9 protein-coding genes are annotated in these 11566 nt (G+C 66.0%); 3 read left to right on the plus strand and 6 right to left on the minus strand.

All coding sequences use genetic code 11. From position 1 onward, the window contains the following. Positions 1-22 precede the first annotated feature (22 nt). The 3 genes from RBA40_RS22000 to RBA40_RS22010 form a co-directional block, all read right to left on the minus strand. A complete protein-coding gene (locus RBA40_RS22000; protein ID WP_306649946.1) occupies positions 23-1522 on the minus strand; it encodes a hypothetical protein in 1500 nt (499 codons plus the stop codon). Then, complete coding sequence (locus tag RBA40_RS22005; RefSeq protein ID WP_306649948.1) at positions 1519-3003, minus strand: hypothetical protein; 1485 nt, start codon at positions 3001-3003, stop codon at positions 1519-1521. Before RBA40_RS22005 ends, RBA40_RS22000 begins: the two co-directional genes overlap by 4 nt. Before the next feature lie 207 nt (positions 3004-3210). Further along, the gene (locus tag RBA40_RS22010) at positions 3211-3675 is read right to left on the minus strand and encodes a cache domain-containing protein (RefSeq protein WP_306649950.1); all 465 of its coding nucleotides are present in this window, start codon (positions 3673-3675) and stop codon (positions 3211-3213) included. 199 nt (positions 3676-3874) lie between these two features. Here RBA40_RS22010 and RBA40_RS22015 point away from each other — a divergent pair, with 199 nt between their 5' ends. After that, complete coding sequence (locus RBA40_RS22015; RefSeq protein ID WP_306649952.1) at positions 3875-4939, plus strand: M29 family metallopeptidase; 1065 nt, start codon at positions 3875-3877, stop codon at positions 4937-4939. Positions 4940-4952: 13 nt separating this feature from the next. Here RBA40_RS22015 and RBA40_RS22020 read toward each other — a convergent pair whose 3' ends face one another. Beyond that, positions 4953-5879 (minus strand): LysR family transcriptional regulator, encoded by a 927-nt coding sequence (locus RBA40_RS22020; protein WP_306649954.1) that lies wholly within the window; start codon positions 5877-5879, stop codon positions 4953-4955. A gap of 109 nt (positions 5880-5988) precedes the next feature. Here RBA40_RS22020 and RBA40_RS22025 point away from each other — a divergent pair, with 109 nt between their 5' ends. Continuing rightward, complete coding sequence (locus RBA40_RS22025) at positions 5989-6828, plus strand: phytanoyl-CoA dioxygenase family protein (RefSeq protein WP_306649955.1); 840 nt, start codon at positions 5989-5991, stop codon at positions 6826-6828. A 3-nt stretch (positions 6829-6831) separates the two neighbouring features. After that, positions 6832-7650: a sugar phosphate isomerase/epimerase family protein gene (locus RBA40_RS22030; protein WP_306649956.1), complete on the plus strand. Its 819-nt coding sequence runs from the start codon at positions 6832-6834 to the stop codon at positions 7648-7650. An 11-nt stretch (positions 7651-7661) separates the two neighbouring features. Here RBA40_RS22030 and RBA40_RS22035 read toward each other — a convergent pair whose 3' ends face one another. Further along, complete coding sequence (locus RBA40_RS22035; protein WP_306649958.1) at positions 7662-9974, minus strand: CHASE domain-containing protein; 2313 nt, start codon at positions 9972-9974, stop codon at positions 7662-7664. A gap of 426 nt (positions 9975-10400) precedes the next feature. After that, positions 10401-11492: an HD-GYP domain-containing protein gene (locus tag RBA40_RS22040; protein WP_306649959.1), complete on the minus strand. Its 1092-nt coding sequence runs from the start codon at positions 11490-11492 to the stop codon at positions 10401-10403. Between the last annotated feature and the right edge of the window lie 74 nt (positions 11493-11566).

An 11566-nucleotide genomic window follows, 5' to 3' on the forward strand; every position in this document is an offset into this window, starting at 1 on the left:
TGGTCCTAGTAATAAAGATAGATCAGCGGCCCAGCCGGACCTGCGCGCCTTCGCGCAGGTCGATCAGCTGGTGGCCGAACAGCGTGGTTTTCAGTTGCGCGACCTTGTTGCCCGCCTTGTCGTAGATCGGCTGGGTCATGCCGGCGCGCGCGTGCATGGTACGCAGTTCATCCTCCACCGTCACGAACGCCTTGCGCGGGCGCGCCATGGCCAGCACCGCGGCAGCCGCCGCGCCCAGCAGCGCCAGCGCGGCGCCGATCAGCGCCACCAGCGGGCCAACGCCGTAATGCACCCGCACCTCGATCGGCAGCACGGCGGTCGAACCATTAATCTGCGCCGGCGGCGTGAAGATGTCGGGCAGCGGGTCGCCCGGGAACAGCGTGGCCATGCGCTGGCGGAAGGCGTGCGACAGTTCCAGGCGCTGGCCGCTCAGTTGCAGTTCGATCCGTCCCGGCACCACGTAGGCCGAACCGGCCGATGTGACGGCCTGCATCGACCACTTGCCCGGCAACTGCCCCACCGGCAGCTGCATTTTCGAAGCCAGCGGCGCGCTTTTGCCCGGCGCGAGCTTGCTGACCTGGGTGCCGGCCAATTCGATGGGATGGTCTTCCCCGCCCAGCACCGAGCGCGCACCGAGGGTGGCGCTGACGATGGTGTACGGGTACATGGTGTTCTCGAGGTTCCACTCGATCCTGGCGCTTGGAGTGCGCGCTTCGGCATCCACGTCGGCATGCAGCACGCCGTTCGGCGCCATCGAAAACGCCACACCCGGTCCGTCGCTGACCTTGCGCGGCACCAGGCGCACGGTATCGCGGTCGAGCGGTTTGAGGCGCGCGGCCGGTTCCGTGATGACCTGTTGCAGGCGCCCGGTGGCCAGCAGCGCATCGAGTTCGCGCGCGCCCTGCGCGCCCACCGCGAACACGTACACCATCAGCCCGTTGGCGCGGTACTGCGCGCCCTGCACCGGCATCTGCAGCGGAAAGGCGAGCGCCTTGCTGATCGCGCCGCCGCGGTGAATCAGCTGGTAAAAGTCGCGGTTGCGCAGCGCCGTCGCCTGGTCGTTGTTCGGGCTGTTGCGGTTGTTCGTGAACAGCCACACCAGGCCCGGTTTGCCGCCCAGCGCCGTGCCGATGGCCGAACCGACGGCTTCATTGAGATCGGTGTCGGCCAGCGCCGTGCTGCCTGGTTTGCGCGCGACCTCCAGCGCGGCAAGCGCGCCGACCACCTGGCGCCGCGTGGGCACCGGGTCGACCTTGAGCGAGAGCAGCGCCCTGGGCGACGGCGCGCCGGGAACGCCCTGGTTGAACGCGGCCAGCACCACCGGCTCGCCCGGCCGGGTGGCGGCCATGACGATTTCGGCCACCAGCGGCTTGAAGGGCGACGCGGGATCGGTATAGAACGGCTCCATCCAGCCGGAGTTCTGGACCAGGAACACGTGCGAGCCGGCCAGCGCGGGCGCGCCGGCGCACAGCAGCGCGGCGCTGGCGGCAAGGCGCGTGGTGCGCGGCAGCCACCGGGTCACGACAGTGCGTCCAGATGCCAGCCGCGCACCTGGTTCCAGTCCGGATGGTGCAGCCACAGGCAGTTGTCGTACACGAAGGGCACGCACTCGAGCGGGCGCGCCAGGCGCGCGAGGTCGTCGAGGATCACGTTGCGCTTGCCGATCCATTCGACCGTGGTGCGCGCGATGATGCGCCCGGACAGCGCATCTTCAGCCATGCCGGTGTACTGGTGAAAGCGCAGCACCAGCCCACTTGGCTGGCTGCGGTTGTTATTGAAGCCGCGCAGCAGCGGCAGGACCATGGCGTCGTCGTCGTGCGGATCTTCGACGTGTTCCTGTCCCCACGGTTCGCCCACCACCGCATGGCCGCGCCGGAACAGCAGGCTGGCAAATCCCAGGCGCGCGCCGGACAGCGCTTCGAGCTGGCCGTCGGCCTTGCCCAGTTCGAGGAAGGAATAGGCCTGGCCATCATGGCCGATCAGCCACAAGCGGCCGTCGCGGCTTTGCGTCGGGCCGCCGAACTGCAGGCGCGGCGACCAGCCGGCCGGCCACGCGATCCATTGCGGTGGAGCGCCGGGCTGCCACACCATCTGGCCCTGGGCGTGCAGCCAGAACAGCTTGCCGTCGTAGCCGACCGGCCGCTCCCAGTGGCCGGCCGGGGCGTCGCATTCGTAGACGACTTCATTACTCATGTCGCTGTGCGCGCTCCACAGGCGCACGCCGGCCTCGCCGTTGACCAGGCAAGCCACGTGGCGGCGCATGGCGCCAGGCGCACTGGCAAGATGGCCGTCGAACACCGACTCGGTGCGCCAGGTTTCGCTGACCGGATCGATGAACAGTCGGCGCAGGCCGCGGTCGGTCGGCACCAGCCCCACTTCGCCGCGCAGCGGGTCAGGCGCCGGCAGCCAGGCGTAGGACGAGGCCGGGGCGCTGAAGGTCAGGTCGGACGTATTGTCTTCGGCCGCCATGACATGCCAGGCCGCGCCGAGCGGGTCCCAGTACTGCAGCACATTGCGGGCATGGGCCAGCGCGATCAGGCGCTGCGCGGAAAAGCCGAAGGCGCCGGCCGCGAACACGCAGTGCGCATTGGGTGGGGCCGGCATGCTGCGGTCAGGGCGGCCGGGGGCTGGCGCGGCGGGACGTTCTTCGAGACTGTCGCCAAGCGCCAGCGCGGTCACGTTCAGGCCATGCGGCACATGGCGCGGCAGCAGGCGGTCGGACCACGGGCCCCACCAGTCGGGCGGGGTCTTGCCGCGGCCGGCCAGCTTGTCGAGCGGCGCGCCGCAGGTGGGGCAAAACGCGAAACCTTCCGGATAGATGGGCGAACAGTCGCACGACAGCGGCAGCGAGGCGCCGAGCAGGTGGGCGATGTCGGGAAGCCGGCCGCGCGACTGGGCCTCGCGCTCGACGCGGCCCAGTCCTTCGCTCGACGCCAGTTCAAACTGCGCCGTGTGTTCATCTTCCAGCCAGACGCTGCCGGACGTTTCCCATCGGTGTACCATGTCGCTTGCCGCCATATATATGTATAAGAAGTCGCGGCCCGTCAAAGCGGGCCGTTGTTGCTCTTCAAATCATAGCGCAAACGGGTTGGCTACGCGGTATATTTACCGGGTACCGTTTCGCGGTATTTCAGGGGGCGGGACCGGATGCCTGGAGAGAAACCGCCATTGTCGACAAGGACGGTTTTCAGGGTGCAGCGCAATTTTAATCTATTTATAGGTGCCGACGCCGATCAGCACCTCGCCATTGCGCTCGATGTAGGTATTTTTCTCTTCCATGGCCTTGGTGATCGAATTGGGCCACTTGTAGCCAAACCAGCCCGTGCCGGCGGGGCTCTTGGCGATCTTGATGAATTCGCGGATCGGATACACCTCGCCGGCCTTCAGGTCGATCAGGTTCTTGCCGACCATCTTGGCATTCTGGCCGTGCGCGAGCGCGGTGCCGTCGAAGGTGAACATGAAGACGTACAGATCGCCCTTGATGAATTCGCCCTTGGGATCGTTGAAGGCGGCGATCGCCTTCTCGCGCCCGTTGTCGTTCAGGTAGGCGCTGGCCTTCTTGACCATGGCCGCCGCTTCATCGGCGGTGCCGCGCTTGACATCCTGCGCGCTGGCGGCGCCGGCGAGGGTGAGGGCAAAGACGGCGAACATCAGTTGCTTGAACAATGATTTCATCTGTATCTCCTGTGGTTGGTCAGATCGAGGGGCCCGGCTTTGCACCGTGTAGTTTTACTGACGTTAACATATGCCCGTCCGCTTATCGGAATAAATAACACAAAGCATTATTCCTTCGACAAGGAAGTGTGGCTGCCAAGCAAAACCATGCCTGCGCGCCACGTATAATGGACGCCATCCAAGACCCTCGCACCGCACCATGACCTCCCCTGACCTGACCGCCGCCCCCTGGGGCGACATTCCCGCGCACGCCGTCGATGCCGCCGCCGCCCACCTGCACGAGGTGCTCGCCACCGTGGTCGAGCACGGCCCGGCCCAGCGGGCGCTGGTCGTGTACGACTGCCGCTCCGACCTGGCGCGCGCGCTGACCGAAGGCTATCGGCGCAATCTGCCCGATGCCGTCTTCATCGACTTCGATACCGTGGCCGCCGACGACGTGCTGGCCGCCTTCAAGGGCATGGCGGCGCACGACCTGGTGGTGCTGATCCAGTCGACCAACTTCCGGCTCGAAGCCTTCCGCATCCGGGTCGAGCTGTTCAAGCTGGGACTGAAAGTGATCGAGCACGTGCACCTGTCGCGCATGCCGGGCGCGCAGGGCGAGCACTACATCGAATCGCTGGCCTACGACAGCGCCTACTACCGCGGCGTGGGCAAGGCGCTCAAGCGCCGCATCGATGCAGCATCGACCGCCGTGGTGCACAGCGGCGGCGAGACGCTGGTATTCGCCTCGCCGTTCGAGCCGGCCAAACTGAATGTGGGCGACTACAGCGGCATGAACAACGTCGGCGGCCAGTTCCCGATCGGCGAAGTGTTCACCGAAGCGCAGGACCTCGAAGCGGTCAACGGGCGCGTGCGGGTGCACGTGTTCGGCGACACCTCCTACATGGTCAACCGCCCCGACACTCCGATCACGCTGGTGATCGAACGTGGCCGCGTGGTCGATACGGTCGACGCCACGCCGGAATTCGCGCGCCTGCTGGAGATCATCCGGGCTGATGAAGGCGAAGTATGGGTGCGCGAACTCGGTTTCGGCATGAACCGCGCCTTTACCCGTGAGCGCCGCGTCAACGACATCGGCACGTACGAGCGCATGTGCGGCATTCACCTGTCGCTGGGGGCCAAGCATGGCGTCTATCCCAAGCCGGGCTTCAAGCGCAAGGATGCGCGCTACCACGTCGACATCTTCGCCGTGACCGAAAGCGTGTACCTGGACGAGGAACTGGTCTACCAGGATGGCGCCTGGCAGGTCGGCCCCGAGGCGTAACGCCGGGGCATAACTACAGAATGCCGGCGCGGGCCAGGGCCAGGTCCCACGGCGCCACGCGGTATTCCTCCACCAGGAAATCGACCAGCGCCCTGACCTTGGGCGATAGCTGGCGGCTGGCCGGGTACAGGGCCGACAGGTCGTTCAGCGGCAGCTCCCAGTCCGGCAGCACCGGCAGCAGCGCGCCATCGATCAGCTTTTGCCACGCCAGGAAGGTCGTGTTGTAGACGATGCCCAGGCCGCGCTCGGCGGCCTGCTGCAGCACCAGTCCATTGTTCGCCGTGAAGCCGGCATTCACGCGCACCGTGCGCCGCTCGCTCCCGCGCGTGAAGTGCCAGCTGGTGCCGTCGGTGAGGTGGCTGAAGTGCAGGCACTGGTGATCGAGCAGTGCTTCCGGCGTTTGCGGCATGCCCCACCTGGCCACGTAATCCGGACTGGCGCACAGCACCCCGCGGCAGGGCGCCAGGCGGCGCATGGCCAGGCCGCTGCTGTCCGGGATGCCGCCCACGCGGATGGTCAGGTCGAAGCCGTGGCGGATCGGGTCGAGCAGCGCATCGTCGACGAACAGCGATGGCGTGAGCAGCCGATGGCGCAGGCTGAAACGCGCCACCGCATCGGCCAGCCACGCGCTGCCGAAACCGGACGGCGCCTGGATCCGCAGCGCCCCGGCCAGCTCGGCGCCGGCGGGACTGATGGCGCGCGCCGCTTCGCGCGCCTGCTCCACCGTCGCCAGGCACGGCGCCAGATAAGCGTGGCCGGCGTCGGTCAGGCTCACTTCGCGGGTGGAACGGTGCAGCAGGCGCGCATCGAGCTTGCTTTCCAACTGCATGATATGTTTGCTGACCATGGCGCGCGTCAGTCCCAGGCGGCGCCCGGCGGCCGAAAAGCTGCGCAGGCGCGCCACCTCGACAAAAATCTCCATTGCGCGCAATTGGTCCATGCGGCCGATTGTCAACCCGATGGCGACAATCTGTCAACCGATCCAGCAATTGCGGCGCTGCGGGCCCAACCCTACAATGGCAGCTTCCATCATGGCAGGAGCCACCTTCATGCTCAGCACCGAACAACGCGACCAGTTCCAGCGCGACGGCTACCTCGTCGTCCCCGGTTTCAAGACAATGGACGAGATTGCCAGGCTGCGCCAGCGCGCCGGCGAGATTGTCAACGAATTCGATCCAGCCCAGGGCCGGTCGATCTTCACCACGCGCGACCAGACCACCGCCACGGACGAGTATTTCCTGCGCTCGGACAACACCATCCGCTGTTTTTTTGAAGAAGAAGCGTTCGGTGCGGACGGCCAGCTGCGTCAGGAAAAGGCCCTGTCGATCAACAAGATCGGCCACGCGCTGCACGACCTCGACCCGGTGTTCGACGCCTTTTCGCGCGACGCGAAGCTGGCCGCGGTGGCACGCGACCTGGGGCTGAGCGACCCCAAGGTGTGGCAATCGATGTACATCTTCAAGCAGCCCGGCATCGGCGGCGAAGTACGCTGGCACCAGGATGCGACTTTTTTCGAGACCACGCCGATCAGCGTGACCACCTTCTGGTTCGCGCTGGAAGACGCCACCATCGAGAATGGCTGCCTGTGGGTCGAACCGGGCGGCCACCGCGGTCCGCTGCGCGAGCGCTTCGTGCGCCATGGCGACGCCATCAGGATGGAAACGCTCGACACCATGCCGTGGCCGGACGACAGCACCGCCGTGCCGCTTGAAGCGAAAGCCGGCAGCCTGGTATGTTTTCACGGGCTGCTGCCGCACTACAGCGCGCCGAACCGCTCGCCCGTATCGCGTCACGCTTATACCCTGCATGCGACCGATGGCGCGACTGTCTACTCGCCGCAGAACTGGATCCAGCGCGATGCCAGCTTTCCGGTGCGAGGCTTCGACTAGTTCATGGATATGCGCATCTTCGCCCCGCACTGGGGCAGCAACGACCTGGCCCCTGGCGTATTCATCGAGCGCGTGAAGGCGGCCGGTTTCGACGGCATTGAAATGTCGTTGCCACTCGACGCCGCCCAGCGCGACGACTGGCGCGCGCGCATCGCCGACGCCGGCCTGCTGCTCATCGCGCAGCAGTGGGAAACCGTGTTCCACCCGGAGTTCGATGCGCACCGCGATGCGCTGGCGACCTACCTGGCCAATGCCTGCGCCGCGCGTCCGCTGTTCGTCAACACGCACACGGGCAAGGACTTTTATACGCATGAACAAAACCTGGAGCTGATCGCGCTGACCGGGCACATCGCGCGCGAGCATGGCGTGCCGATCGTGCACGAAATCCACCGCAGCCGCTTTTCCGGCCATCCGATGCTGCTGCTGCCGTATCTGCGCGAGCTGCCCGAGCTTGAACTGACGGCCGACCTGTCGCACTGGTGCTGCGCGTGCGAATCGCTGCTGGACGACCAGCCGGCCACGCTGGCGGCGACCCTGCCGCACGTGCGCCACATCCACGCGCGCGTCGGCCATGCGCAAGGGCCGCAGGTGAGCGACTTTCGCGCACCGCAGTTCGCCGCCGAGCTGGCGCGTCATCTTCAATGGTGGGACCGCATCGTCGCATTGCGCCGCGCGGCCGGCGCCGCACTGATGACGATCACGCCCGAATTCGGCCCGGCGCCCTACACCCAGAGCATGCCGTTCAGCGGCGAGCCGCTCTCGGATGCGTGGGACCTGAACGTGGCGATGCTGCGGCTGCTCAGGGAACGCTACGCCGCCTGAACCGGGCAGCTTTACATCAGCAGCATGTTGACGTCGGCCGCCTCGCTCTCGCGGTTGGGCGCCTTGCGCGGAATGCGGACCGTCACGCTGGTGCCGTGCTCGGGCGACGATTCGATCTTGATGCTTCCGCCCAGCATGCCGGTAACGATGTTGTACACGATGTTCATCCCCAGGCCCGAGCCACCCTGCCCCATCTTGGTCGTGAAAAACGGATCGAACACCTGGTGCAGGATCTTGGGTGGCATGCCCACGCCATCGTCGCTGAAAATGAGCAGCAGCTGGTCGTCCTCGATTTCGCGCGCGGTGATCGTAATGAGCGCGCTCGGGCGCCCCTCGAACGCATGCAGCAGCGCGTTGTTGATCAGGTTCGACAGCACCTGCCCAACGCTGCCCGGATAGGAGTCGAGCAGCAGGCTGGCCGGGCCGTCCATGCGCGTTTCGCAGTTGGCGCGGCGCAGCTGCGCCGCGTACGTCGCCAGCGTATCGCGCACCAGATCGCACAGGTCGAAGCGGCGCCGCTGGTCGCTGGTCTGGTCCACCGCGACCTGCTTGAACGAAGTAATCAGGTCGCCCGCGCGGCGCAGCGAACTGGCCATGATGTCGCACGCCAGGCGCGTATCGGCCATGTGCGCTTCCAGCGCCGAGCGCTTGATGCCGCCGTCCGCGTACTTGCGCTCGAAGTCGGCCACCATGTCGGCCAGCGCGGTGGCGGTCAGCAGGCTGTTGCCGATCGGGGTATTGAGTTCGTGCGCGATGCCCGCCACGAGCGAGCCGAGCGACGCCATTTTCTCCGACGTGATCAGATTCGTCTGAGCCTGCTTGAGCGTGGCCAGCACCGTCGACAGGTCGCGGTGCGCCGTTTCCACGTTGGCCTTCTGCTGTTCGAGTTCGGCCAGGCTGTGTTCCAGGCCATCCTTGGCGTCGACCAGGGCCGCCTCGGTGTGTTTGCGGTCGCTGATATTCTGGATCACCCACACCCCGCCCTTGGACAGGTCCGATGCGTCGAGCGCCTTGCCGTTGATCAGACACCAGATCGTGCTGCCATCCTTGCGCAGCAGTTTCAGCTCGCCCTGCCAGCGCCGCGTCTGCGGATCGACCGCGAACGGATCGGCCGCGCCGGCCGCCGCGGGGCTCGACAGCACCTGCGTTTCCTTGCCCGCCAGTTCGCCGGGCGCGTAGCCCATCATCTCTTCCATGCCGCGGTTGCAGCGCATGATCACGCCGTGCGAAAACAGCGCGATGCCGACGCTGGCGCTGTCCTGGAAGGCGCGCTGTTCGTCGAGCGTCACGCGCAGCTGCTGCGCCAGAGTGCGGCTGCGGCGCGAAGCGATCATCAGCGCCGCGATCAGGGTGCTGATCACCAGCCCGCCGGCGGCGATGAACATCACCGGCCGTACATCGCGGCTATAACGGCTGCCGGTCAGCGCCTGGGAGCGGATCACCCACTGGCGCTGCGCCACGCTCAGGCGCGCCTCGGTCTGAAAACCCGGCAGCGGCGCCGCACCCATGCCACTGGTATCGAACATCACATTCGATGCGGCATAGGGTGCGTTGGCACCGTCCGACACATTGCCGGCATCGTGAATGCGAAACGCCATCTGGTTCAGGAGCGACGGATCGATCACCTCGTGCATCAGGTTCTTCACGCGGAACACGATCGCCACCAGGCCGACCAGCGCGGCGCGCCGTTCGGCCACGGTCGTCAGGGGCATGTTCTGGCGGTACACCGGCGCGCGCGCCACGAAGCCGGGCTGGCCGGTATCGTCCTGGACCAGGATGATGCGCTCGGTGGCGACGATTTCGCCGCTGTCGCGCCCCGATTCGACTGCCGCCCGATGCGGCGGCAACGCGGCCAGATCGAGGCCGAAGGCGTTCTCGTTCCCCTTGAGCGGCTCGGTGTATTCGATGATGAAGTGCTCGGCGCGCGTCACCTGCGGATGCACGTTGAACACCGGATAGCCGGCGGCGGCAAGGCGCGTATCGCTGCGCACGGCCTCGGTGAATCGGGCCAGGTCGGCGGCTGGCACGTAGCGCACGAACTGAATGGCCTGGAAGCCCGGATAGCGCGTGGTCAGGTTCAGTTCGCGCACAAAGCGGGCGAACTGCTCGCGGTCGACCTTATCGTTGACGGCAAAGGCGCCCTTGATACTGAGCAGCATGTCGAAATAGGTTTGCAGGCGCACGTTGGTGTCGCTGGCGACCTTGTCGGCATCGCGCTGGAAGATGGCCGAGATGCGCGCCTGCTGCGCATCGAGCACGGCAACGCAGGTCCACATGGTCAGACAAATACCGACTACGAAGGCCAGGTATCCTTGAGTCCGCATCGGTTCGCTCCACGTTGTACCGAAGGCCGGGCGCGGCCCGGGTATGCGAATTGACTATAGCATATTGGCATGCGGAAATCGCACAACTGGCGCGGCCCAACAACACTTCCAGCCTCCCACAACAACCATCAAACCTCCTACAACCGGGGTCAGAGCTCTGACTCGAAACATTGCACCAAGACAGTCGGTTATAAAACCGGAAAACGGGGATCAGGCCGTTTTGACGGCGAAACGTTGGGCGGCATACGCAAATGGAGTGCAAATTCACCCATGTATTGCCTGACGCCCCACAATATCGGCCGCGCGAGTACAAAACTGTTGCCTAACCGGGGTCAGGCCCCAGTTAGGCAACAAAAAAGTTTCGATTCGGAGCTCTGACCCCGGTTAAGCAACAAAAAAGTTTCTAATCAGAGCTCTGACCCCGATTCAGGGGGGGGGAAATTCGGCGGCGATGGCTTTGAAGCGCTCTTCGATGGCCAGCATCGCGTCGACGACGTCGGGATCGAAGTGCTCGCCGCGGCCCTGGCGGATCAGCTCGACCGCGGTTTCGTGCGTGAAGGCAGGCCGGTAGGCGCGCGCGGTGATCAGGGCGTCGTACACGTCGGCCACCGCCATCAGCCGCGCCGACAGCGGAATCGCGTCCCCCGCCAGCCCTTGCGGGTAGCCCGAACCATCCCACTTTTCCTGGTGCGAATAGGCGATCTCGCGCGCGTAACGCAGAAAGCCATTGGTGCCGCCGAGCGTGCGCTCCACGCCGGCGATCGCATCGCGCCCGTACACGGTGTGCAGTTTCATCAACTCGAATTCACTGTCGCTCAACTTGCCCGGCTTGAGCAGCACCGCATCCGGCACGCCCACCTTGCCGATGTCGTGCAGCGGCGCCGCCTTGTGCAGCAGGGTGATATTTTCGTTGGTCAGTTCGGCCGTGCAGGCCGACACAAAACGCAGCTCGCGCGCCAGCGCCATCACGTAATGCTGCGTGCGCAGAAGATGCTGGCCCACGCCAGGATCGCGCGACTCGGCCAGCACCGCCATCGCCAGCACCGTGGCATCCTGCATCAAGCCGGCGTCGCGCACGCGCTCGGCCACCAGGTGCTCGAAGTGGCTGTGCTGGTCCCTGAGCATGGCGCCCGCCGCGCGCAGGCGCAACTGCGTGGCCACCCGCGCCAGCAGCGCCCCTGCGACGAACGGCTGCTGCACCACGTCGGCCACGCCGTCGCGCCACGCGCGCTCTTCAAGCTGCGCGCCACCGTCTGGAATGAGCATGATCACGGGCGTGTCGGCACTGAGGACCTGGCACTTCAAGCCTTGAAACACGCGCAGGCTGTCGCTGTCGGCCAGCGCGCCACCGAGCACGATCAAATCCGGCCGCGGCGCCTGCTGCGCGATGCGCAGCGCGTCTTCGCCGCTGCGCGCCAGGCGCACGTGGTAGCGCTCCTGCAGCAGCTCTTCCATCAGCACAAGGTTGTCGGATACGCCATCGACAATCAGGATGCTCGCCTTGAAGTTCATTTCCATTCCGCCTCGCCTCCCCGCGCATACGCCGCAACAATCGGCCACAATAATCGGCCTCAACAATCATAGCCTGCACC

Origin of the sequence: Massilia pseudoviolaceinigra (genome assembly GCF_030846505.1) — a bacterium.
Taxonomy (GTDB): Bacteria; Pseudomonadota; Gammaproteobacteria; order Burkholderiales; family Burkholderiaceae_D; genus Telluria_A; species Telluria_A violaceinigra.

What these genes read in the sequence shown, in the direction of transcription:
- RBA40_RS22005 (WP_306649948.1), bottom strand. Translation starts at nt 3,003, where the DNA reads ATGGTACACCGATGGGAAACGTCCGGCAGCGTCTGGCTGGAAGATGAA.
- RBA40_RS22010 (WP_306649950.1), bottom strand. Translation starts at nt 3,675, where the DNA reads ATGAAATCATTGTTCAAGCAACTGATGTTCGCCGTCTTTGCCCTCACC.
- RBA40_RS22015 (WP_306649952.1), top strand. Translation starts at nt 3,875, where the DNA reads ATGACCTCCCCTGACCTGACCGCCGCCCCCTGGGGCGACATTCCCGCG.
- RBA40_RS22020 (WP_306649954.1), bottom strand. Translation starts at nt 5,879, where the DNA reads ATGGACCAATTGCGCGCAATGGAGATTTTTGTCGAGGTGGCGCGCCTG.
- RBA40_RS22025 (WP_306649955.1), top strand. Translation starts at nt 5,989, where the DNA reads ATGCTCAGCACCGAACAACGCGACCAGTTCCAGCGCGACGGCTACCTC.
- RBA40_RS22030 (WP_306649956.1), top strand. Translation starts at nt 6,832, where the DNA reads ATGGATATGCGCATCTTCGCCCCGCACTGGGGCAGCAACGACCTGGCC.
- RBA40_RS22035 (WP_306649958.1), bottom strand. Translation starts at nt 9,974, where the DNA reads ATGCGGACTCAAGGATACCTGGCCTTCGTAGTCGGTATTTGTCTGACC.
- RBA40_RS22040 (WP_306649959.1), bottom strand. Translation starts at nt 11,492, where the DNA reads ATGGAAATGAACTTCAAGGCGAGCATCCTGATTGTCGATGGCGTATCC.